Here is a 23,303-nt window from a genome sequence, read left to right on the forward strand (position 1 = left end):
CGCCGCCCACCCGCCCGCTTGTCACGGCAGGGACAGCTGCTCGCCTTGATCGCTGCCTAGAATCGAACGATCGTTCTTTTTGGCGTGACGCCCCGGCCGGGCGTGGCGCCGGCCCGACCCCTGCGGTCCCCATTCGCACCGGAAGGAAGCACCATGAGTGCCAGCTACGAAGTCCGCGGCCCGGTGGCCGTGATCACCCTGAACAACCCGCCCGTCAACGGGCTGGGCTATGCGACCCGCAAGGCCGCGGCCGAGGCGGTGGAGCAGGCCGAGAACGACCCGGTGGTGAAGGCCATCGTGCTCACCGGCGCGGGCAAGGCCTTCTCGGGCGGCGCGGACATCCGCGAGTTCGGCAGCCCCAAGGCGCTTGCCGAGCCCAATCTGCTGTCGCTGATCGCCCGCGTCGAATCCTGCACCAAGCCCATCATCGCCGCGGTGCACAGCGTGTGCATGGGTGGGGGGCTGGAGCTGGCGCTGGGCTGCCATTACCGCGTCGCAGCGCCGGGCGCCAAGATCGCGCTGCCGGAGGTCAAGCTCGGGCTGCTGCCGGGAGCCGGCGGCACGCAGCGGCTGCCGCGCGCCCTGGGCGTGGAGCCGGCGCTGAACATGATCGTCAGCGGCGAGCCCGTGCTCAGCGAGCAGCTCGCCCAGGTGCCGGGCCAGGTGCTGTTCCAGAAGATCATCGAGGGCGACCTGCTCGAAGGCGCGATCGCCTATGCGCTGGAGGTGGCCGACAAGCGCCCGCTGCCGCGCGTGCGCGAGCTCAAGGCCAGCCATCCCGAGGCCCAGGCCTTCTTCCAGTTCGCGCGCAACACGGTGGGCGCGATGAGCAAGAACTTCCCGGCGCCGCTGCGCTGCCTGGAGGCGGTGGCGGCGGCGGTGAACCTGAAGTTCGACGAGGGTATGCGCGTCGAGCGCGAGGGCTTCGCGCACCTGATGCACACGCCGGAATCCAAGGCGCTGCGCCATGCCTTCTTCGCCGAGCGCGCCGCCAGCAAGATTCCCGATGTGCCCGAGGACATGCCGCAGCGCGCCATCCAGAAAGTGGCGGTGATCGGCGCCGGCACCATGGGCGGCGGCATCAGCATGAACTTCCTCAACGCCGGCATCCCGGTCGTGATCCTGGAGATGAAGCAGGAGGCGCTGGAGCGCGGTGTCGCGACGATACGCAAGAACTACGAGGCCCAGGTCAAGAAGGGCAAGCTCAAGGAAGACAAGTACCAGCAGCGCATGAGCCTGCTGTCCACCACGCTGAGCTATGACGAGATCGGCGATGCCGACATGGTCATCGAGGCGGTGTTCGAGGACCTGGCCGTCAAGGAGCAGGTCTTCAAGAAGCTGGACGCGGTGATGAAGCCCGGCGCCATCCTCGCCACCAACACCTCGACGCTGGACGTGGACAAGATCGCCGCCTTCACGCAGCGCCCGCAGGACGTGATCGGCACCCACTTCTTCAGCCCGGCCAACGTGATGAAGCTGCTGGAGGTGGTGCGCGGCGCCAAGACCGCGAAGGACGTACTGGCCACCGTGATGGCTCTGGGCAAGAAGATCCGCAAGACCTGCGTGGTCTCGGGCGTCTGCGACGGCTTCATCGGCAACCGCATGATCGAGCAGTACAGCCGCCAGGCCGGCTTCCTGCTGGAGGAGGGCTGCACGCCGCAGCAGGTGGACAAGGCGGTGGAGAAATTCGGCTTCGCGATGGGGCCCTTCCGCATGGGCGACCTGGCCGGCAACGACGTGGGCTGGTACATCCGCAAGCGCCGCTATGTCGAGAAGCCGGAGCTGCGCTATTCCAAGACCGCCGACCTGTTGTGCGAAATGGGCCGCTTCGGCCAGAAGACCGGGGCCGGCTGGTATGACTACCAGCCCGGCAAGCGCGATGCGATCCCGTCCAGGACGGTGGTCGAGATGATCGAGATGCATCGCGCCGCGCAGGGCATCACGCCGCGCAAGATCAGCGACGAGGAGATCGTGCAGCGCCTGGTCTTCTCGCTGGTCAACGAGGCCGCGCGCATTCTCGAGGAAGGCATCGCGCTGCGCGCGTCCGACATCGACATGGTCTACCTCACCGGCTACGGCTTCCCGCTGTGGCGCGGTGGCCCGATGTGCTACGCGGACACGGTGGGCCTGTACAACGTGGTGCAGGCGATGAAGCGCTTTGCCAAGAACCCGCTGGACGACGCCAAGTTCTGGGAGCCCGCGCCGCTGCTGGCGCGCCTGGCCGAACAGGGCAAGGGCTTCAACGACTGAAAGGGATAGAGCGATGAGCAAGGCAGTGATTGTTTCCACCGCGCGCACCCCGCTGGCCAAGAGCTGGAAGGGCGCGTTCAACATGACCCATGGCGCCACGCTGGGCGGCCATGTGGTGAAGGCCGCGGTCGAGCGCGCTGGCGTGGAGGCCGGCGTCGTCGAGGATGTGCTGATGGGCTGCGCCACCCCCGAGGGGGCCACCGGCAGCAATATCGCGCGCCAGATCGCGCTGCGCGCCGGGCTGCCGATCACGGTGTCCGGCGTGACGGTGAACCGCTTCTGCTCCAGCGGCCTGCAGACCATCGCGATGGCGGCGCAGCGCATCATCGCCGGCGAGGGCGATGTCTACGTTGCTGGCGGCGTCGAGAGCATCTCCTGCGTGCAGAACGAGGCCAACCGCCACATGATCCAGGAGAGCTGGCTGATGCAGCACAAGCCCGAGATCTACTGGCCCATGCTGCAGACCGCCGAGAACGTGGCGCAGCGCTACAAGATCCCCAAAGAGCGCATGGACCACTATGGCGCCGGCAGCCAGCAGAAGGCCTGCGCGGCGCAGGCGGCGGGGCTGTTCAAGGACGAGATCGCGCCCATCACCGTGACCATGGGCGTGGCGGACAAGCTGAGCGGGCTGACCACGCGCGAGCTGACCGTCGCCGTGGACGAAGGCCTGCGCGAGGGCACGACCTACGAAGGCATCAAGGACATCCGCACCGCCATCCCCGGCGGCGTGGTCACGGCGGGCAACGCCAGCCAGTACAGCGACGGTGCGGGTGCCTGCGTGGTCGTCAGCGAAGCCTATGCCGAGAGGAAAGGCCTGAAACCGCTGGGCCGCTTCCTTGGCTTCGCCGTTGCCGGCTGCGAGCCTGACGAGATGGGCATCGGCCCGGTCTTCGCGGTGCCCAAGGTGCTGGACCGCCTGGGCCTCAAGGTCGGCGACATCGACCTGTGGGAACTCAACGAGGCCTTCGCCGTGCAGGTGCTGTACTGCGCCGACCGGCTGGGCATTCCGATGGACCGGCTCAACGTCAACGGCGGCGCGATCGCGGTTGGCCATCCCTATGGCGTGTCCGGCCAGCGCCTGACCGGCCATGCGCTGATCGAAGGCAAGCGGCGCGGCGCCAAGCGCGTCTGCGTCACGATGTGCATCGGCGGCGGCATGGGGGCCGCCGGCGTGTTCGAGGTGCTGTGAGCGCCTCTCCCATCGACCTGGAGACGCTGCGCGGCTTCTTCCGCAGCGCGCCCTTCATGGTCGACCTGGGCGTGGAGCCGCTGGCGGTGGAGCCCGGGCGCGTGCGCACCGAACTCCTGCTCCAGCCGCGCCACCGCCAGCACACTGGCGTGGTCCATGCCGGCGTGATGATCGCGCTGGCCGACCACAGCATGGGCGCGGCGGCCCAGACCCAGGCCCCGGCGGGGCGCTGGGTGCTGACCGCGGAGCTCAAGAGCAGCCTGCTGCGCGGCGCCGACGGCGAGCGCCTGGTCTGCGAGGCCTGGGTGTTGAAAGCGGGGCGCAGCCTGAGCTTCACCGAGGCCGAGGTCCATGCCGAGCAAGGCGCGCGCCGCGTGCTGGTGCTCAAGGCGTCGGCCACCATGGCGCTCACCGCCGCGGCGGACTGAACGATCAACGCTTGGCGCGCTCCGTGCGCTAGTTCACGTTCGCGGTCGCCGCGTCGTTGCACGGTGGCCACCCGCCGCCACCTCCGCTTGGCGCTTCTGTACGCTCAAGTCCTGCCTGCCCCGTGAAGGGCTCCGACCGGAGCCATTCCGTGCACAGCGGCCGCCTGCACGCCCTCGTCACGAGGGCAGCACACGCGGTACAGCCTCCAGGGAGTCGTCCGGCACGAACCGGCACGCAGCATCAAACGAACGCTCCACCCGGCCCATGGGCGGGACGTCGCTGCAGTTTCCTTTCGGATCTCCCAGGAGTGGTGGCGATGAAGATGCACTTGGACCGGGTCTTCCAGACCCTGATGGGATTGACGGCGCTGCTGACCGTCTTGCTGGTGGCCTGCATCGTGAAGGTCTTGAGCCTCAACCAGGAGAGCAGCGCCATCACGGCGCGGCGTTTCCAGTCCTACCTGCTGGCGGACGAATTGCGCCAGAGTTCTGACGATCTGACCCGACTGGCGCGCACCTATGTGGTCAGTGGCGATGCCAAGTGGGAACAGCAGTACTTCGAGGTGCTGGACATTCGCAACGGCAAGAAGCCCCGTCCTGCCCACTACGAGCGCATCTACTGGGACTTCCGCGCCGCCGACCAGACGCCCTCGGGCATCGAATCGGCCACGGCGCTGAGCGAGCTGATGCGACAGGCCGGCTTCACCGATCAGGAGTTCGCCAAACTGGAACAGGCGAAGAAGAACTCGGACGACCTGGTGCGCACCGAGACCATTGCGATGAACATGGTCAAGGGCCTCTACGACGACGGCCGAGGCGGCTTCACCAAGAAGGCAGAGCCCGATCGCGACAAGGCGAGCGCCATGATGCATGACCTGGCCTACCACCAGTACAAGGCCAGGATCATGGAGCCGGTCAACGAGTTCCTGATCATGCTGGATGGCCGTACGGCCGGCGAGGTCGCCCATGTGGAGGCGCGCCTGCAGCGCTGGGTGGTTGCCGCGATCGTCGTGGCGGTGATCCAGGGCGTGCTGCTGATCAGCACCATCCTGTGGGCCTACCGCGGCATCCGCAGCGCCTTGAACCGGGTGCGGGAGGCCGCGCAGGCGGTGGCCAGCGGCGACCTGTCGCAACGGGACGAAATGGCCTGGAGCAACGACGTGATCGGCCAGCTGATGCAGGCGGTTCAGGAGATGCGCCAGCGCCTGGCCCGGACGATCTCCGGGATTCGCGATACGGCACAGAGCATCGCGCAAGGCAGCACGGAGATCGCCGCGGGCAACACCAGCCTGTCGCAGCGCACCGAGGAGCAGGCCGCTAGCCTGCAGCAGACCGCCGCGACGATGGAACAGATGAACGCCACCGTGCGCAACAGCGCGGAAGCCGCACGCCAGGCCGCTCAGATGGCCGGCCAGGCCCGCGAAGCCGCCGAACGTGGCGGCCAGCGCATGGGCGAAGTGGTCAGCACGATGGGGGAGATTGCCGCCCGCTCCGGCCGCATCGCCGACATCATCGGCGTGATCGACGGCATCGCCTTCCAGACCAACATCCTGGCCTTGAATGCCGCGGTGGAGGCGGCGCGGGCCGGCGAGCAGGGGCGTGGCTTCGCAGTGGTCGCCAGCGAGGTGCGCAGCCTGGCCCAACGCAGCGCCGAGGCGGCGAAGGAAATCAAGCAGCTGATTCACAGCAGCGTCGAGAAAGTCGAGGCGGGCACCCGCCTGGTCGATGACACCGGTTCCGGCATGGACGACCTGGTGCGCCAGGTGCGGCAGGTGGCCCAACTCATCGGCGACATCTCCGCCGCGACGGGCGAGCAGTCCGATGGCATCGGCCAGGTGAATCAGGCGGTGTCGCAGCTGGAGTCGGTCACGCAGCAGAATGCCGCGCTGGTCGAACAGAGCGCTGGCGCTTCCGACAGCCTGCAGCGACAGGCGGGCGCTCTGCGCGACGCGGTCTCGGTCTTCCGCTTGCAAGGCGCTTGACGGGCAAGGGCGTGCCCGGGGCCCGCCTGTAGCCTAGATGACAGCAAGGGGCTCGGGCTTGCGCGAACATCCGCTCCTCATCGAGGATGGTTCATGCGCAAGACCCTGGAATTCCTGCTCTACGACTGGCTCAAGGTCCAGACCCTGGCCGAGCGCGAGCGCTTCGCCGACCATTCGCGCGAGACCTTCGACGCGGTGCTGGACACCTGCGAGCGCATCGCGCGCGAGAAGTTCGCCCCGTTCAACCGCCTCGCCGACACGCAGGAGCCGCAGTTCGACGGCGAACGGGTGCAGCTGCCCGAGTCCACGCGAGCCGCGATGGCGGCCTATGTGGAGTCCGGCATGCTCAGCGCGGCCCAGGACTATGCCGACGGCGGCATGCAGCTGCCCTGCACGGTGGAGATGGCGGCCAACGCCTTCTTCAGCAAGGCCAGCGTGGCCATGGGCGGCTACGCGATGCTGACCAACGGCAATGCCAATCTGCTGATGGCCCATGGCAGCGAGCGGCAGCGCGAGGTGTTCGCGAAGAACGAATTCGCCGGCCGCTGGTTTGGCACCATGTGCCTGTCCGAGCCGCAGGCCGGGTCCTCGCTGTCCGATGTCGCGACGCGGGCCGAGCCCGATGGCGACGACCATGCGGCCGATCCGCTGGGGCCGCGCTACCGGCTGCGCGGGCACAAGATGTGGATCTCCGGCGGCGAGCACGAGCTCACCGAGAACATCGTGCACCTGGTGCTGGCCAAGATCCCGGACGCCGACGGCCGGTTGCCACCGGGCGTCAAGGGCATCTCGCTGTTCATCGTGCCCAAGCAGATGGTCGACGCGCAGGGCCGGCTCACGGGTGAGCGCAACGACGTGGCGCTGGCCGGGCTCAACCACAAGCTGGGCTACCGCGGCACGACCAACTGCCTGCTGAACTTTGGCGAGGGTCGCTTCCAGCCCGGCGGGCGCGCCGGCGCGGTGGGCTATCGGGTCGGCCAGCCGGGCGAGGGCCTGCGCTGCATGTTCCACATGATGAACGAGGCGCGCATCGGCGTGGGCCTGGGCGCGGTGATGCTGGGCTATGCCGGCTACGAGGCCAGCCTGGACTACGCGCGCCAGCGTCCCCAGGGCCGCCCGATGACGGCCGCCGGCAAGGACGCCAGCCAGCCGCAGCGGCCCATCATCGAGCATGCCGACGTGCGCCGCATGCTGCTGGCGCAGAAGAGCTATGTGGAGGGCGGCCTGGCGCTGGAGCTGTTCTGTGCCCGCCTGGTCGACGAGCAGCACACCGGCTCGCCGGCGCAGTCCGAATCGGCGCGGCTGCTGCTGGAAGTGCTGATCCCGATCGCGAAGAGCTGGCCCAGCGAGTGGTGCCTGGAGGCCAATTCGCTCGCGATCCAGGTGCTGGGCGGCTACGGCTATACGCGCGACTTCCCGGTGGAGCAGTACTGGCGCGACAACCGGCTGAACATGATCCACGAGGGCACGCATGGCATCCAGGCACTGGACCTGCTGGGCCGCAAGGTGGTGATGGACGGCGGCCGCGCGCTGATGGCGCTGGCCGCGCGCATCAACGAAACGGTGCAACGCGGCGCGCAGGTGCCAGGTCTTGCCGAGGCGGCCACCCAGCTGGGGGCCGCGCTGGCCGCGGTCGGCGGCGCGACGAAGAAGGCCTGGTCCACCGCGCAGCCCGAGGAGGCGCTGGCCAATGCCACGCCCTATCTTCAGGCCTTCGGCCACCTGGTGCTGGCCTGGCTGTGGCTGGACGTGGTGCTGGCGCTGGCGCCCGAGGACGTCGGCGACTTCGCCCAGGGCAAGCGCGCGGCGCAGCGCTACTTCTATGCCTACGAGCTGCCGCGGATCGGCGCCTGGCTGGACGTGGTGGCGCGTCGCGAGGCGCTGACCCGCGAGATGCGGGACGCCTGGTTCTGATCAAGGAGACAACGATGAGTGCACGTGTACAGGAATTGTTCGACCTCAGCGGCCAGGTGGCCCTGGTGACCGGGGGCTCGCGCGGCCTGGGGCTGCAGATCGCCGAGGCGCTGGGCGAGGCGGGCGCCAAGCTCATGCTCAGCTCGCGCAAGGCGGCCGACCTGGAGGAGGCGGTGGCGCATCTGCAGGCGCGCGGCATCGACGCGCGCTGGGTCGCCGCCGACGCCGCCGACGAGGCGCAGGCGCGCGGCATCGTGGCGCAGACGCTGGAGCGCCTGGGGCAGATCGACATCCTCGTCAACAACGCCGGTGCCACCTGGGGTGCGCCGGCCGAATCGCATCCGATCGAGGCCTGGGACAAGGTGATGAACCTGAACGTCCGCAGCCTGTTCGTGATCAGCCAGGAAGCGGCGCGCCTGAGCATGATTCCGCGCCGCCATGGCCGCATCATCAACGTCGCGTCCATCGCCGGGCTGGCCGGCAACACCGGCGCGATGAAGACCATCGCCTACAACACCAGCAAGGGCGCCGCGGTGAATTTCACGCGCGCGCTGGCCGGGGAGTGGGGCGAGCATGGCATCACCGTCAATGCGCTGGCACCGGGCTTCTTCCCCAGCAAGATGACTCAGGGGCTGCTGGCTGCCGTCGGCGAGGAGAACATGGCCGCCCATGCGCCGCTGCGCCGCATCGGCGACGACGAGGACCTCAAGGGCGCCGCGCTGCTGCTGGCCAGCCGAGCCGGCAAGCACATCACCGGACAGATCCTCGCGGTGGACGGCGGCGTCAGCGCGGTGCACGGCGCCTGAGGCCGTTCCGGACGGGGCCCGAGCAGGGGACAATCGAGTCATGAGCACGCCGTCCCCGCTGAAGTTTCCGGTCCACATCCCCTTCGTCGAGCAGTTGGGCTTCGAGCTGCATAGCGTCGGCGATGGTGCCGCGGAGCTGCGCCTGGACCTCAAGGAGGCGCACCTGAACTCCTGGGAAGTGGCCCATGGTGGCGTGCTGATGACGCTGCTGGACGTGGCCATGGCGCACGCGGCGCGCAGCGTCCACCGCCGCGATCATGCCGACGGCACCGACTGGGGGCCGGGCGTCGTCACGATCGAGATGAAGACCAGCTTCATGCGCCCCGGCGAGGGCGAACTGCGCGCGATCGGCCGGCTGCTGCACCGCTCCACCACCATGGCCTTCTGCGAAGGCTCGGTGCTGGGCGAGGACGGCAAGCTCTGCGCCCATGCCACCGGCACCTTCAAATACCTCAAGGCCCTGCCGGGCCGCGGCCGCAGCCTGAAGTCGCTGCGTTCGGCGGACGGGTCGGCCCCCACCTGATCGCGGTGTGGCCCGGCTCACCGGACGTTGCTACGACGCAACTAATCCGGTGAGGACGTGCCGTTAGAGATGCGTGCTAACCCGGCATGACATGCCTCAAGTGCCAAAAACTCTCGAAAAAACAAGAGCTTGTGCAGCTGTATCGCGGGCGGCATCCGTCCGATCGTGCGCAGATGGGGTTTCCCTAGGCGCTATACGCCCCTGATGAACGCAAGATGTGCCGCCTTCCATCGGATCGGGCGCCATCCGCCCGTTGATGGAAACCACATCCGGTTTACCGACCTTTCCAAGAGAGGAAATCAACACATGTTTAAGAAGACACTGATCTGCCAAGGTGTCCTGCTGGCCTTGGGCGCTGGCATGATGCTGCCGGCGCAGGCCCAACAGCAACAACAGCAACAACAGCTGGAGCGCGTGGAAGTGACGGGCTCGTCGATCAAGCGGCTCGATTCCGAGACCTCACTGCCCGTTCAAGTCATCAATCGGGCCGAGATCGCACGGACTGGCGCGCAGTCGGTGACCGAACTGATCCAGAACCTGCCGGCGATCCAAGGCTTCACCCAAGCGTCGCAGTCCGTCGGCGGTGGCGGCGGTGGCTTCTCGGGTGCGTCCGTGCACAGCATTGGCGAGACCCGTACCTTGGTGCTGCTGAACGGCCGCCGCGTGGCGACCTGGGCCGGCCAGACCCTGACCGGTTCGGGCGCTGCGATTGACCTGAACAGCATTCCGCTGTCCGCCATCGAGCGCGTGGAGCTGCTGACTGACGGCGCGTCGGCCGTCTATGGCACCGATGCCATTGCCGGCGTTGTGAACTTCATTCTGCGCAAGGATCTCACTACCGGCGAAGCCTCGCTGAATTACTCCAGCCCACGTGGCTCGGTGGGGCAGAACACAACCGCGTCTTTCGTCAAGGGCTTCGGCGACGTGGCCAAGGATGGCTACAACGCGATGGTCGCCTTCTCTGCTGACCGTCAAAAGCGGATGAAGGCCACCGACCGTTCGTTCGCGAAGACAGGCGTGATCCCGTTCAGCAACAACGGTACGAACTACATCTTTTTCAATGGTTCGATCCGCAGCGTTCCCGCGAACTACGAAACTTATAACGGGACGACGGGGCGCGATGTGCTTGGCAACCCGTATTACGACAAGAATGGCAAGTGTCCCGAAGACCATGTCTATCGGGGCGGTGCATGCCGTTTCGACTATACGACCACTATTGAGATCCTGCCCGAATCGCAGCGCGACAGCGTGTTCGGCAGCTTTACCAAGGCTTTGGGAGAGCACACCCTGAGCCTGGACGTGGCGTACAACCGGTTCACGCTCACCTCGCGCATCGCACCACCGCCGGTGGACATGCTGATTCCGGTAGGCACCGCGCTGTACAACAAGTACATGCCCGGTGGCACCAACGTGTTGGATCCCGGATCGACCTATGGCGATGACCTTTACGCTTACTGGCGCGGGATGGACGTGGGCAACCGCGTGACGCAGGATCGCACGACCGCATTGCATACAGCGATATCCCTGACCGGTACGCTGGGCGGCTGGGACTATGCGTCCGCGTTCACGCACTCGCAGAACAAGTGGGTGGAATCTCATCTAGGCGGCTGGCTGCTGCAGAAGGAGCAGGACGCCGCGATCCAGTCGGGCGCTTTCGATCCCTTCCTGGCTCCGGGGCAGCAATCCACCGCCGGCCAGCAGGCTTTGGCCGGCATGCAGCACCGCGGTGTTTTCAAGACCGAGAAGTCCACGCTCGATGCCTTCGAGTTCCGCGCCTCACGCGAAGTCTTCAAATTGGGGGATCGCGCTGTACAGGTCGGTACCGGCTTTGACCTGCGCCGCGAACGGGTGAAATACGACCCCAGCGACGTGGCTAAGGGCATCGTCAACAACATCGCCGGCGATAGTTCGCAGGAGGTGCCTTACGACGTGAAGCGCAACATCTGGGGCGTTTATGGCGAGGTGCTGGTGCCGCTGGCCAAGCAGTTCGAGGTGAACGGCTCGCTGCGCTACGATCATTACGACGACTTCGGCAACACGACCAACGCCAAGCTGTCGGCGCGCTTCCAGCCGAGCAAGGAAATGCTGTTCCGCGCGTCCGTGGGTACGGGCTTCCGCGCACCTTCCGTGCCGCAAGTTTCGGCGGGCCGCCAGCTCTACGGCGTGTCGGGCAATACCTACAACTGCCCGACTGCTGCGGAAACTGCGCTCAAGGCCATCGATCCATTGGCGAAGTGCCGTCCTAGTGGCAGCCAATATGAAGTTCTCGCCAGCGGTACGCCGGACCTGAAGCCCGAGAAGTCTCTGCAATGGACTCTGGGCGCCCGCTTCGAGCCGCTGCCATCGCTGTCCGTGGGCGCCGACATCTGGGCGGTCAACATCAAGGACCGCATCAGCCAGCTCAGCGAAGAAGTCGCAATGGCCGACCCGGCGAAGTACCTGAAGAACTTCTCCATCTTCGTCGACCCGGGTACGAAGAATCACTATGTCGCGCTCTACCTGCCCAACGAGAACATGGGCAAGGAACGCTACCGCGGCGTGGACGTCGATGCCAAGGTGAACTTCAACATGGGGATTGGGCGGCTCACGAGTTCGCTGAACTGGACCCATCTGTTCTCGTACGACTATCAGCGCATCAAGGATGGCCCGTGGTTCTCCAACCTGGGTGCCTACAACGATGGGGCGGTCACCTTCCGCAACATCCTGCGCCTGACCAACGTGCTGAAGACGGGAGCGCTTGAGAACACGCTGACGCTGAACTACAAGTCGGGCTATCTGGACCAGCCTTGCGATGCCGCGAACTGCGGGCTGGTGCGCCTGGCGAAGCCGGACGGCACCGCGGGTGCCGTGGTTGACATGCTGGACCACCGCGTGTCCAGCTACACGACGGTGGACTGGCAAGGCCGCTACGAATTCAACAAGGCCCTGACCTTCACGCTGGGTGTGTTCAACGTCTTCGACCGCAACCCCCCGCTTTCTCTGAAGACCAGCGGTGGCCACCAGTTGGGCTATGACAACCGCTACACCGATGCCCGTGGCCGTACTCTGTACCTGGGTGTGCAGGGACGGTTCTAAGCGCTTAGGCACACTGCGGGCCCGCCGCAGTAACGCTTGACTCGAGAGGCCGCTGCTGACGCAGCGGCCTTTTTTTGTCTTCTGGGGAGGGCGATCCTGCGCGCCGCCCATGCACCGGCGCCCGATGGCCTGCCGCGGGCTTCGGCCTGACCGCGCCCTCCTGCTTTCTCGCGGACCCGGGGGCGCCTGACATTCGAGGGGCATCGCTTCCGCCTCCATGGCGCAGGACTCCCCCGGGGAGATCGGACGTGTTTGTTTCGCATGGGCATGACGCTTGCCTGCGCGCGATTGCGGGACTGCGGGACTGCGGGACTGTGGCCTTGGGCTGCGGCGGGCTTGGCTCGCCGTTGCAAGAAATACATGCGATCCGCTCACCTTCTTAGAGAGAGGAAGTTCCCCATGCTCAGAAAAACACGGCCTGGCCAGGGCTTCCTGCTGGCGCTGGGCACTATTCCGATGCTGCCGGCAATTGCGCAGCAGCAGTTGGAACGCGTGGAAGTCACAGGCTCGTCGATCAAGCGCGTGGCTGCCGAGAGCGCGCTGCCGATCTCGACTCTTACCCGGGAGGAAATTTCCCGCACCGGGGCCACCACGGTGCAGGACCTTGTGGGGCTGCTGCCCTCAAGCTTCGGCGGCGGGGTGGTGTCCAACAACGTCGGAGTCACCGGCGGTGCTTCGACGGCCAACCTGCGCGCGCTGGGCGAGAAGTACACGCTGGTGCTGCTGAACGGTCGCCGCATCGCGAACTTCGCGTTCGGCAACAACCCGGTGGACCTCAACTCCATCCCGCTGTCGGCGGTGGAGCGAGTCGAGGTGGTGCGTGACGGTGCCTCGTCCACCTACGGCGCCGACGCCGTGGCCGGCGTGATCAACTTCATCCTGCGCCGCGACTACCAGGGCGCGGAAGTCAGCTGGGCCGAATACAAGTCCGACCACGGCGGCGGCAATGTCAGCAACCTCAGCGCGGTGGCCGGCTTCGGCGACCTGGGCCGCGACCGCTTCAACGTCATGGTGACGGCCGGGCGCGAGCAGGTCGAGCCGCTGAAGGCCACGCAGCGCAGCTTCGCCGCCACGGCCGTGCGTCCGGACCTGGGCATCAACAAGTCCTCGCCGCGCAACGGCATCCCCAACCTGAACTTCACCGACACGCTGGGCAACAAGTACACCGGCATCAACCCGCTGCGCTACAACGGTTGCCAGGGCCCCGAGTTTGGCCTGACGACCTATGGCTTCCCGGCCAGCCCCACGCAGTGCGGCACCGACTATGTCAAGTTCATCGACCTGGTGCCCGAGCAGCAGCGCACCAATGCCACCGGCCGCGCGGTGCTGCAGCTCAATGCGGACAACCAGCTGATCTTCGAGGGCATGCTCAACCGGGACCGCCAGCAGTCCTACTACTCGCCGGCACCCTACACCGATCCCACCAAGGTCGCGCCCTATCCGGTGACGGGCCGCTTCTATCCCAAGAGCATCACGCTGCCCAAGGGCATGACCCTGCCCAAGGGCTATGTCATGCCGGACGGCAGTGTGCTGGCGGCCGACACGGTGCTGGCCTCCGACATGGCGGTCACGCCCACCGGCCCGATCCGCGGCAACTGGCGCACGGTGGCCGGCGGCGGCCGCTCGGACATCACCGAGACCCAGACCCAGCGCTACATGCTGGGCGCCAAGGGCATGCTGGCCGGCTGGGACTACGACACCGCGATCACCTATTCGAAGAACAAGGGCGAGATCTTCTTCGGCCCCGGCAAGTTCAGCTATGCCAAGCTGCAGCCGCTGCTCGTGTCCGGCGAGATCAACATCTTCGGCCCGCAGGACGCCAAGAGCCAGGCGCTGCTGAACTCCGCGCTGCTGACCGGCCAGCGCCAGCAGGCCGCCGTGTCGCAGTCCACCGAGTTCGACTTCAAGATCTCGCGCGAAGTCTGGGAATTGCCCGCCGGCGCCGTGGCGATCGCGCTGGGCGCCAACATCCGCAAGGAGAAGCTGGACCAGGTTTCCGACCCGGTGCTGGAGTCCGGCGATGAAGTGGGCGGCAACGGCGCCGTTCCCACGGTGACCAGCGGCCGCAAGGTCTACGGCGTGTTCGGCGAGGCCGTGGTGCCGCTGATCAAGAACCTGGAGTTGAACCTGGCGGCCCGCTACGACAACTACAAGAACGACTTCGGCACCAGCTTCAGCGCCTTCAGCCCCAAGGCCAGCCTGCGCTATCAGCCGACCAAGGACCTGGTGCTGCGTGGCTCGGTGGCCAAGGGCTACCGCGCGCCGACGCTGTATGAAAACCTGCGTCCGCTGACCACCTCCAACAACACTGCGGCCAACTGGAGCGATCCCATCCGCTGCCCGGGCGGCGTGCCCATCACCGACACCATCAACCCGGTGAATGACGTTGTCGACGAGTGCCAGGTGCAACTGGCTTCGGGCCTGTCGGGTGACCGCAATCTGAAGCCGGAGAAGTCCAAGCAGTACTCGCTGGGCGTGGTGTTCTCGCCGATCACCGACATGACCCTGGGCCTCGACTACTGGAACGTCGACATCAAGGACCCCATCGTGCCGAAGTCGGAGATCCAGGTTCTGAGCGATCCGAATCGCTACAAGAACTACATCTACCGCTTCGATCCGAGCAAGGGTGACAACGAGCCGGGCGGCTTCAACCAGCCGATCGCGGGCAGCCAGAACAAGGACTTCCCGATCGCCTATGTCTATCTGCCCTACGAAAACACGGGCAAGACCTATGCGTCCGGCCTGGACTTCAGCGCGTCCTACCGCCTCAAACTGGCGGAGATCGGCACCGTGGGCTTCAACTTCGACGGTTCGCTGTTCCTGACCCATGGCTATCAGTACACCGGCCTGGACAAGACCTCGGACCTGGGCAAGTTCAAGGACTTCGGGGCCGTGCCGCGCTGGCGCCATGCGCTGACCATGATCTACAGCCGCTCGATGTTCGACGTCTCGCTGACCAACAACTTCACCAAGGGCTACGAGGACTACACCGATCCGACGGCCGTGGGCGCGAGCTATCCGCTGGTCCGCAAGGTGGGCAACTATTCGACCTGGGACACCCAGCTGACCGTGCGTCCGACCAAGGCGCTGACGCTGAACTTCGGCGTGAAGAACCTGACCGACCAGGAGCCGCCGTCCTCGCGCAACTCGCTGTACTTCCAGGTCGGCTACGACCCCAAGTACACCAACCCGATCGGCCGCCAGTTCTACGGTCGCCTGAGCTACAAGTTCTTCTGATCGGAAGCGCTTGAGCAGACAAGGCCGCGCCTCGGGCGCGGCCTTTTTCATTGGGCGACGCACGAGGGTGGCGTCGCATGGTTTGAAATCGAACGATCGTTCTTTTTTGTCACCCGAGCGACGCCAGGGCCAAGGTGGCCATGGTTCAATCGCGACGCCAGCCTCTAGCTTCAGGAGACCCCAGCGATGACTGCTGTAAATCGTCAGATCCTTCTCGCCTCCCGCCCCAGTGGCGAACCCGGTGCGGACAACTTCAAGCTCGTCGAGGCGCCCTTGTCCGAGCCCGGTCCCGGCCAGGTGCTGGTGCGCAACCACTACCTGAGCCTGGATCCCTACATGCGCGGCCGCATGAACGAGGGCAAGAGCTACGCGCAGCCCCAGCCGCTGAACGAGGTGATGATCGGCGGCACGGTGGGTGAGGTCGTGGCCTCGCGCAACGAGCACTTTCAGGTCGGCGACAAGGTCGTGGGCATGGGGGGCTGGCAGGAATACCAGCTCGTGGACGCCAGCCAGCGTGGCGTGCTGCAAAAAGTGGACACCACCCATGTGCCGCTATCGGCCTACCTGGGCGCGGTGGGCATGCCCGGCGTGACCGCCTGGTACGGGCTGGTGAAGATCATCGCGCCCAAGGCCGGCGAGACCGTGGTGGTCAGCGCCGCCAGCGGCGCCGTCGGTGGCGCGGTGGGTCAGCTGGCCAAGGTGCGCGGCGCGCGCGTGGTGGGCATTGCGGGCGGCGCCGACAAATGCCGCTACGTGGTCGACGAGCTGGGCTTTGATGCCTGCATCGACTACAAGGAACACCGCGACCTGAAGTCGCTGTCCGGCGCGCTGAAGACCGCCTGCCCGGAGGGGGTGGATGGCTATTTCGAGAACGTTGGCGGCATGATCCTCGACGCGGTGATGCTGCGTGCCAATGCCTTCAGCCGCGTCGCGATGTGCGGCATGATCGCCGGCTACAACGGCGAACCCATCCCCATGGCCGCGCCGCAACTCATCCTGGTGAACCGCATGAAGATCGAAGGCTTCATCGTTTCCGAGCACATGGAGTTGTGGCCCGAGGCGCTGAAGGAGCTGGGCACGCTGGTGGCCACCGGCCGGCTCAAGTACCGCGAGAGCGTGGCCCAGGGGCTGGAGAACGCGCCCGAGGCCTTCCTGGGCCTGCTTAAGGGCCGGAACTTCGGCAAGCAGCTGGTCAAGCTGATCTGAACGTGGCCGTGCTGAGCTGGTCTTGCGAACGCCTGGAGGGCCTGGGGTCGCTGGAGGTCTTCGAGCTGCTGAAGTTGCGCGCGATGGTTTTTGTGAGCGAGCAGCGCTGCATTTACCAGGACCCCGATGACACCGACCCCGAGGCCTGGCATCTGCGCGGCCGCGACGCGCAGGGCCGGTTGGCCGCCTATGCGCGTCTCTACCGCGATGCGCGCGTCGGCCCCAAGATCGGCCGTGTGCTGACCGCCCCCTGGGCGCGCGGCGCTGGCCAGGGCCGTGCGCTGATGCACCAGGCGCTGCGGGACTGCGCGCGCCTGTGGCCGGGCGAGGCCGTCACGCTGAGCGCCCAGGCCCATTTGCAGCATTTCTACGCGGCGCTGGGCTTCGCTGCCATCTCCGAGGTCTACGACGAGGACGGCATTCCGCACATCGACATGCGGCGCCCGGCGGCCTGAACCCCAAGCCGGCCGGCGCGGGGAGTGCGCTGGCCCGACGACAAGAGGAGAAACTCGATGAAGAACTATCAAGGCAAGGTCGCGGTGATCACCGGTGCCGGCTCGGGCTTCGGCCTGGAGGTGGCGCGCATCGCCGCGCGGCGCGGCATGAAGCTGGTGCTGGTGGACGTGCAGGACGATGCGCTGCAGAAGGCCGCGGCCGAGTTCGCCGGCCATGAGCTGCTGGTGCGCCGCGTGGACGTCGCCAAGGCCGAGTCGATGGAGGCGCTGGCTGCGGCGGTGCAGGAACGCTTTGGTGCCCCGCACTTCGTCTTCAACAACGCCGGCGTCGGTTCCGGTGGGCTGATCTGGGAGAACAGCCTGGCCGATTGGGAGTGGGTGCTGGGCGTCAACCTGATGGGCGTGGTCCACGGCGTGCGCCTGTTCACGCCCATGATGCTGGCCGCCGCCGAGGCCGATCCGGCCTGGGAGGGCCACATCGTCAACACCGCGTCGATGGCCGGCATGCTGAACCCGCCCAACATGGGCGTGTACAACGTGTCCAAGCACGCGGTGGTGTCGCTGAGCGAAACCCTTTATCAAGACCTGTCCCTGGTCAGCGATCAGCTGCACTGCTCGGTGCTGTGCCCCTATTTCGTGCCCACCGGCATTTCGCAAAGCCATCGCAACAGGCCTGGCGAGTTCGCCGCCGGCAAGCCCAGCAAGAGCCAGCTGATCTCGCAGGCCAGCATCGACAAGGCGGTGACCTCCGGCAAGGTCAGCGCGGCCGATGTGGCGGCGATGGTCTTTGAGGCGATGGACCAACAGCGCTTCTACATCTTCAGCCATCCGCAGGCCCTGGCCGGCGTGCAGACGCGGCTGGAGGACGTGATGCAGCTGCGCAATCCCACCGATCCATTCAAGGACAAACCCGAGATCGGCGCGTCGCTGAAGGCGGCACTGCGCCAGCGCTGAGTCGCGTGGGCGGACGGCGCGAGGGATCTGGCACACTGCCGGCCCCTGCCGCTGTTCCGCCATCCGCCATGAGTGCCACCGAAACCCTGCAAGCCGTCGTGATTGGCGGCGGCCCCGCCGGCCTGATGGCGGCCGAGCGGCTGGCCGCGGCCGGGCTGCAGGTGGACTTGTTTGACGCGATGGCCTCGGTGGGGCGCAAGTTCCTGCTCGCGGGCAAGGGCGGGCTCAACCTGACGCACTCCGAGGCGCGGCCGCGCTTCGACAGCCGCTATCACGAGCGCGCCGACGCCGTGGGGCGCTGGCTGGACCGCTTCGACGGACCGGCGTTGCGCGCCTGGGCGGCGGCGCTGGGCATAGACACCTTTGTCGGCAGCTCGGGCCGCGTCTTTCCGACCGACATGAAGGCCGCGCCGCTGCTGCGCGCCTGGCTGCACCGGCTGCGCGCGTCGGGTGTGCGGCTGCACATGCGCCACCGTTGGCTGGGTTGGGCCGGCCAGGATGAGGGCGGGGCACCGCCGCAGCCCGCCGCGCTGCGCTTCCTGACCCCGGACGGCGAGCGCCGCGTCCATGCCGGCGTCGTCGTGCTGGCGCTGGGTGGGGCCTCGTGGCCGCGCCTGGGCTCGGACGGCGCCTGGGTGCCGCTGCTGCAGGCGCGTGACCAGGCCGTGGCCCCGCTGCGCGCCGCCAACTGCGGCTTCGACCTGGGGGCGCGCCGTGACGGGGTGGAGGGCGCCGGCTGGAGTCCGTTCTTTGTCGAACGTTTCGCGGGCCAGCCGGTCAAGCCGGTGGTGCTTCGGGTGACGGGGCCGCAAGGCGAGGACTTCGCGCGCCAGGGCGAATTCGTGATCACGGCCACCGGCATCGAAGGTTCGCTGGTCTATGCGGCCGCGCATCTGATCCGCGACACCATCGCCGCCCGCGGCGAGGCCGTGGTCCACCTGGACCTGCTGCCGGCGCGCGATGCCGACTGGGTGGCGCGCGAGGTGGCGCATCCGCGCGGCTCGCGCTCCATGGGCTCGCACCTGAAGAGCCGCCTGGGCCTGGAGGGGCTGAAGGCGGCGCTGCTGCACGAGGTGCTGTCCAAGGAGGCCCATGCCGACACCGCGCAGCTGGCGCGCACCATCAAGCACCTGCCGCTGCGCCTGACCGCGGCGCGGCCGGTGGCCGAGGCGATCAGCACCGCCGGCGGCCTGCGCCTGGAGGGGTTGGACGAGGCACTGATGCTGCGCTCGCTGCCCGGCGTCTTCGCGGCTGGCGAGATGCTGGACTGGGAGGCACCGACCGGGGGCTATCTGCTCACCGCCAGCATGGCCAGCGGCTGGGTGGCGGGTGAGGGCGCGGCGCGCTGGCTCGCGGCCGCTCAGTCCAGCGCCGCGTCCAGATAGGCCTGGAGCGCGCGCCGCAGCTCGGCGCGCAAGGCCGCGCGGTCCAGCCCCGGGCCTTGCGTCAGCAGCGCCTGCGTGACGGCGCCATAGACCAAGCAGTGCGCCATGCGGGCCACCGCGGCGCGACGCAAGGGGTTCGCCAGCGCCGGGAGCAGCGCGCTCGCCCACAGCGCCACGAAGTCCTCGTAGTGCTTGTTGTAGGCCTCGGGGCTGGACACCTCGCGCTCCAGGCGGAACAGCGCGGCCCAGGCCGGCGCGTCGTCCATCACGGCCTGGATCTGATGGTCCAGCATCGCGGTGACGCGCTCGTCCAGCGGCTGCCCGGCATGAGCGGCGATGGTTTGCGCCAGCCCCTGGCCCAGCGCCTTGACGCGCAGGTGGATGGTGAGCGCCGCCAGCGCCTTCATGTTGGCGACGTACTCGTAAAAAGTCCCCACGCCCACGCCGGCGACCGCCGCGACCTCGCGCACCGTCACCGCGGACAGCGATCCGCGTTCCAGCAAAACCCGAACAAAGGCCTGCTGCAGCGCCAGCGAACTGGCCTGTGCCCGCGACTGGCGCGGTCTGCGGCGCGTGGCCGCGGCCGACTTGGCGCGCGACGAAACCCGAACATGGTCGGAGGACATTTTTCCTAGACTTTTTGCCTACCCATGCACACGAGGAGACCGCCATGGACTGGCAGACCCACGAGGTGAGCAACCAGGTCGACGAACTGGATCACTACCACCTGCTGAACACCGACCCCGCGTTGGCGGAGGCCCTGGACCAGGCCGGCGCCCAGGCGTTCGTGCCGCAGCTCTCGGACTATGCCGCGGAACTGGGCCAGCCCGAATCCTATGCGCTGGCGGAGCAGGCCAACAGCCATACCCCCGAGCTGCAGACGCACGACAAGCGCGGGCGGCGCATCGACCGGGTGGATTTCCATCCGGCCTGGCACCGCCTGATGACGATGCTGCGCCGCCAGGACCTGGTCGCCATGCCTTTCCGCGACGAGGCACCGGGGCGCTGGAGCGCCTGGGCCGCCGGCTTCTACCTGCATGGCCAGGTGGAGTCCGGCACGCTGTGTCCGGCGACCATGACCCAGGCCAGCATCCCGCTGCTGCGCAAGGAGGCCGCGCTGTGGGAACAGCATGGGAGCCGGTTGCTGAGCCGCGAGTATGACGAGCGCGACCTGCCGCTGCAGGACAAGCGCGGCCTCTGGGTGGGCATGGGCATGACCGAGAAGCAGGGGGGCTCGGATGTGCGCGCCAACACCACGCAGGCGCTGCCGCTGGGCGCGGGGGGGCGCGGCGGCGAGTACCTGCTGCGCGGCCACAAGTGGTTCGTGTCCGCGCCGATGTGCGATGCCCACCTGGTGGTGGCCAAGACGCCGGATGGCGCGCCCGGCTGCTTCTTCGTGCCGCGCTGGCGGCCCGACGGCACGCGCAACGCGGTGCGCCTGCAGCGCCTCAAGCACAAGCTGGGCAACCGCAGCAATGCCAGCGCCGAGGTCGAGTTCCAGGACGCCTGGGGCGTGCTGATGGGCGAGGAGGGGCGCGGCATCCCAACCATCATCGAGATGGCCACCTACACGCGGCTGAACTGCGTGGTGGGCAGCGCGGCGCTGATGCGTCAGGCCCTGGTGCAGGCGCTGCATGCCACGCGCCACCGGCGCGCCTTTGGACAGCGCCTGGCGGACCTGCCGCTGATGCGCGCCGTGCTGGCCGATCTGGCGCTGGAGAGCGAGGCCGCGCTGCGCCTGTCCATGCGCCTGGCGCAGGCCTTCGAGCGCCAGCACCTGCCCGCGGAGCGCGCGTGGATGCGCCTCATGACGCCGGCCGCCAAGTTCTGGGTCTGCAAGCGCGCCATCGAGTTCTGCGGCGAGGCGATGGAGGTGCTGGGCGGCAATGGCTACATGGACGACGGCCTCCTGGCACGGCTCTACCGCGAGGCGCCGGTGAACTCCATCTGGGAAGGGTCGGGCAACGTGATGTGCCTGGACCTGATGCGCGCGGTGGCGCGCGAACCGCAGGCCTTCTTCGGCCTGCTGGACGAGCTGGGCGCCTCTCTGGACGGCGGCCCGCGCGCCGAGCTGCAGGGGCTGCGCGAGATGCTGGCCCAGCCGCCCGCGCAGCTGGAGGCCCAGGGCCGCCGCGTCGCCGAACGCCTGGTGCTGCTGGCCCAGGCCGCGCTGCTGCGCCGCCATGCGCCGGGTTTTGTCGCCGACGCCTTCGCGGCCAGCCGGCTGGATGCGCGCTGGGGCCATGTCTATGGCGGGCTGCAGGCGGTCGGGCTGCCGGTGGAAGACCTGCTGCAGCGCGCCTTCCCGGCCTGAGCGGCGGCACGCACGAGGAGACAGGACAGATGGACTTTCTTTCGGTGTTCGATGGCAATGCGCGCAAGACGCCCGACCATCCCTGCCTGCGCGTCCAGGGGCGCTCGATCAGCTACGCGCAGCTGCAGGCCGCGTCCTACCGCGCCGCGCGGGTGCTCGCCGCGCAGGGGCTGGGGCCTGGCGACCGGCTGGCCCTGGTGTGCTTCAACACGCCGGGCTTTCTGATCGCACTGCTGGGCGCCTGGCGCCTGGGCGCGGCCGTGGTGCCGGTCAACCACAAGCTGCAGACGCCCGAGCTGCGCCATCAGCTCCGCCACAGCGGCGCGCGCCTGTGCCTGGCCGACGCGGCACTGGCGCCGCAGCTGCAGCCGCTGGCGGCGCTGTGCCCCATGCTGTCCACCGAGGGCGCGGTGGCGGGCTGGGGTGATTTCGACGCTTTGTGCGCGGCGGCGCCGGAGCAGGCGCCGGCCTTGCCGCCGGTCGACGAGAACGCGCTGGCCGAGCTGCTCTACACCTCGGGCACCACCGGCCTGCCCAAGGGCTGCATGCTGGGCCACCGCCAGGTGCTGCTGGCGGCCATCACGGCGGCGCTGGCGCTGTCCATCACGCGCGCCGAGCGCACGTTGATGGCCATGCCCATCTGGCATTCGTCGCCGCTGAACAACTGGCTGCTCGGCACGCTGTACATGGGCGGCACCGCCGTGCTGCTGCGCGAATACCACCCGCAGCACTTCCTGCAGGCGGTGCAGGACGAGCGCGTCACGCTGTACTTCGGCGCGCCGGTGTCCTACTTCGCGCCGCTGCAGCGGGTGGCGGACTTCGCCGCCTTCGACCTCTCCAGCGTGCGCGCCTGGATCTATGGCGGCGGCCCGATCGGCGCGGAGCAGGCGCGCCAGCTGATGCGCGCCTACCGCAGCGAGCGCTTCTTCCAGGTCTATGGCATGACCGAAACCGGCCCGGTGGGCACCACGCTTTATCCGGAGGAGCAGATTGCCAAGGCCGGCTCGATCGGCCGCAGCGCCTTGCCTGGCGTGGACCTGCGCCTGGTGCGCGACGACGGGCGGGACGCGGCGCCTGATGAGACGGGCGAGATCTGGCTGCGTGCCGGCAGCGTGATGCAGGGCTATCTGGACGACCCCGAGGCCACCCGCAACGCCTTCGCCGATGGTGGCTGGTACCGCAGCGGCGATCTGGCCCGCCGTGACGAGGACGGCTATCTGTTCATCGTCGACCGCAGCAAGGACATGATCGTCACCGGCGGCGAGAACGTCTATTCCAAGGAGGTGGAGGACCAACTGGCCACGCATCCGCAGCTGGCCGATGTGGCCGTGGTCGGTCGCCCGCACCCGGAATGGGGCGAGACGGTGGTGGCCCATGTCGTGGTCCGCCCCGGCGAATCGCTCAGCGAGCAGGCGCTGAAGGACTTCCTGGCCGAGCGGCTGGCGCGCTACAAGATTCCGCGCGAGTTCGTCTTCGCCGACGCGCTGCCGCGCACGCCGACCGGCAAGCTGCAGAAGTTTCTGCTGCGCCGCCGGCCTTAGGCAGGGCCAGCCGGCCTGGCGGGCCTGGCGGGCCCGCCCTATGG

16 protein-coding genes are annotated in these 23,303 nt (G+C 67.8%); 15 read left to right on the forward strand and 1 reads right to left on the reverse strand.

All coding sequences use genetic code 11. The features are described from left to right. Nucleotides 1-153 precede the first annotated feature (153 nt). From LZ017_RS11025 to LZ017_RS11085, 13 genes are all read left to right on the forward strand, one after another. Entirely contained in the window at nt 154-2,250 is a 2,097-nt protein-coding gene (locus LZ017_RS11025) for a 3-hydroxyacyl-CoA dehydrogenase NAD-binding domain-containing protein (RefSeq protein ID WP_241396868.1), read from the forward strand. Between the two features lie 13 nt (nt 2,251-2,263). Continuing rightward, nucleotides 2,264-3,439, forward strand: a complete 1,176-nt coding sequence (locus tag LZ017_RS11030) for an acetyl-CoA C-acyltransferase (protein WP_241396869.1) — start codon at nt 2,264-2,266, stop codon at nt 3,437-3,439. Beyond that, nucleotides 3,436-3,867 carry a PaaI family thioesterase gene (locus LZ017_RS11035; RefSeq protein WP_241396870.1) on the forward strand — a complete coding sequence of 144 codons (432 nt, stop codon included), beginning with the start codon at nt 3,436-3,438 and terminating at the stop codon, nt 3,865-3,867. Before LZ017_RS11030 ends, LZ017_RS11035 begins: the two co-directional genes overlap by 4 nt. 317 nt (nt 3,868-4,184) lie before the next feature. After that, the gene (locus LZ017_RS11040; RefSeq protein ID WP_241396871.1) at nt 4,185-5,849 is read left to right on the forward strand and encodes a methyl-accepting chemotaxis protein; all 1,665 of its coding nucleotides are present in this window, start codon (nt 4,185-4,187) and stop codon (nt 5,847-5,849) included. A 93-nt stretch (nt 5,850-5,942) separates the two neighbouring features. Then, complete coding sequence (locus LZ017_RS11045) at nt 5,943-7,763, forward strand: acyl-CoA dehydrogenase (protein WP_241396872.1); 1,821 nt, start codon at nt 5,943-5,945, stop codon at nt 7,761-7,763. A 14-nt stretch (nt 7,764-7,777) separates the two neighbouring features. Beyond that, the gene (locus tag LZ017_RS11050; RefSeq protein ID WP_241396873.1) at nt 7,778-8,569 is read left to right on the forward strand and encodes an SDR family oxidoreductase; all 792 of its coding nucleotides are present in this window, start codon (nt 7,778-7,780) and stop codon (nt 8,567-8,569) included. A gap of 40 nt (nt 8,570-8,609) precedes the next feature. Further along, entirely contained in the window at nt 8,610-9,092 is a 483-nt protein-coding gene (locus LZ017_RS11055) for a PaaI family thioesterase (RefSeq protein WP_241396874.1), read from the forward strand. Between the two features lie 306 nt (nt 9,093-9,398). Beyond that, the gene (locus tag LZ017_RS11060; RefSeq protein WP_241396875.1) at nt 9,399-12,167 is read left to right on the forward strand and encodes a TonB-dependent receptor domain-containing protein; all 2,769 of its coding nucleotides are present in this window, start codon (nt 9,399-9,401) and stop codon (nt 12,165-12,167) included. Nucleotides 12,168-12,566: 399 nt separating this feature from the next. After that, nucleotides 12,567-15,404 carry a TonB-dependent siderophore receptor gene (locus LZ017_RS11065; RefSeq protein WP_241396876.1) on the forward strand — a complete coding sequence of 946 codons (2,838 nt, stop codon included), beginning with the start codon at nt 12,567-12,569 and terminating at the stop codon, nt 15,402-15,404. A 186-nt stretch (nt 15,405-15,590) separates the two neighbouring features. Then, a complete protein-coding gene (locus LZ017_RS11070) occupies nt 15,591-16,610 on the forward strand; it encodes an NADP-dependent oxidoreductase (RefSeq protein ID WP_241396877.1) in 1,020 nt (339 codons plus the stop codon). An 8-nt stretch (nt 16,611-16,618) separates the two neighbouring features. Continuing rightward, nucleotides 16,619-17,065, forward strand: a complete 447-nt coding sequence (locus LZ017_RS11075) for a GNAT family N-acetyltransferase (protein ID WP_241396878.1) — start codon at nt 16,619-16,621, stop codon at nt 17,063-17,065. Between the two features lie 57 nt (nt 17,066-17,122). Further along, nucleotides 17,123-18,019, forward strand: a complete 897-nt coding sequence (locus LZ017_RS11080) for an SDR family oxidoreductase (protein ID WP_241396879.1) — start codon at nt 17,123-17,125, stop codon at nt 18,017-18,019. Between the two features lie 68 nt (nt 18,020-18,087). After that, the gene (locus tag LZ017_RS11085) at nt 18,088-19,404 is read left to right on the forward strand and encodes a TIGR03862 family flavoprotein (protein ID WP_241396880.1); all 1,317 of its coding nucleotides are present in this window, start codon (nt 18,088-18,090) and stop codon (nt 19,402-19,404) included. Here LZ017_RS11085 and LZ017_RS11090 read toward each other — a convergent pair. Further along, entirely contained in the window at nt 19,380-20,030 is a 651-nt protein-coding gene (locus LZ017_RS11090; protein WP_241396881.1) for a TetR family transcriptional regulator, read from the reverse strand. The two genes, LZ017_RS11085 and LZ017_RS11090, sit on opposite strands and share 25 nt — an antisense overlap. Nucleotides 20,031-20,074: 44 nt before the next feature. Here LZ017_RS11090 and LZ017_RS11095 point away from each other — a divergent pair, with 44 nt between their 5' ends. Together LZ017_RS11095 and LZ017_RS11100 are read left to right on the forward strand one after the other, a co-directional pair. After that, a complete protein-coding gene (locus tag LZ017_RS11095; protein ID WP_241396882.1) occupies nt 20,075-21,718 on the forward strand; it encodes an acyl-CoA dehydrogenase family protein in 1,644 nt (547 codons plus the stop codon). A 29-nt stretch (nt 21,719-21,747) separates the two neighbouring features. Beyond that, nucleotides 21,748-23,259, forward strand: a complete 1,512-nt coding sequence (locus LZ017_RS11100; RefSeq protein WP_241396883.1) for a class I adenylate-forming enzyme family protein — start codon at nt 21,748-21,750, stop codon at nt 23,257-23,259. Nucleotides 23,260-23,303 lie beyond the last annotated feature (44 nt).

The organism is Pelomonas sp. CA6 (genome assembly GCF_022549225.1).
Classification (GTDB): Bacteria; Pseudomonadota; Gammaproteobacteria; order Burkholderiales; family Burkholderiaceae_C; genus Roseateles.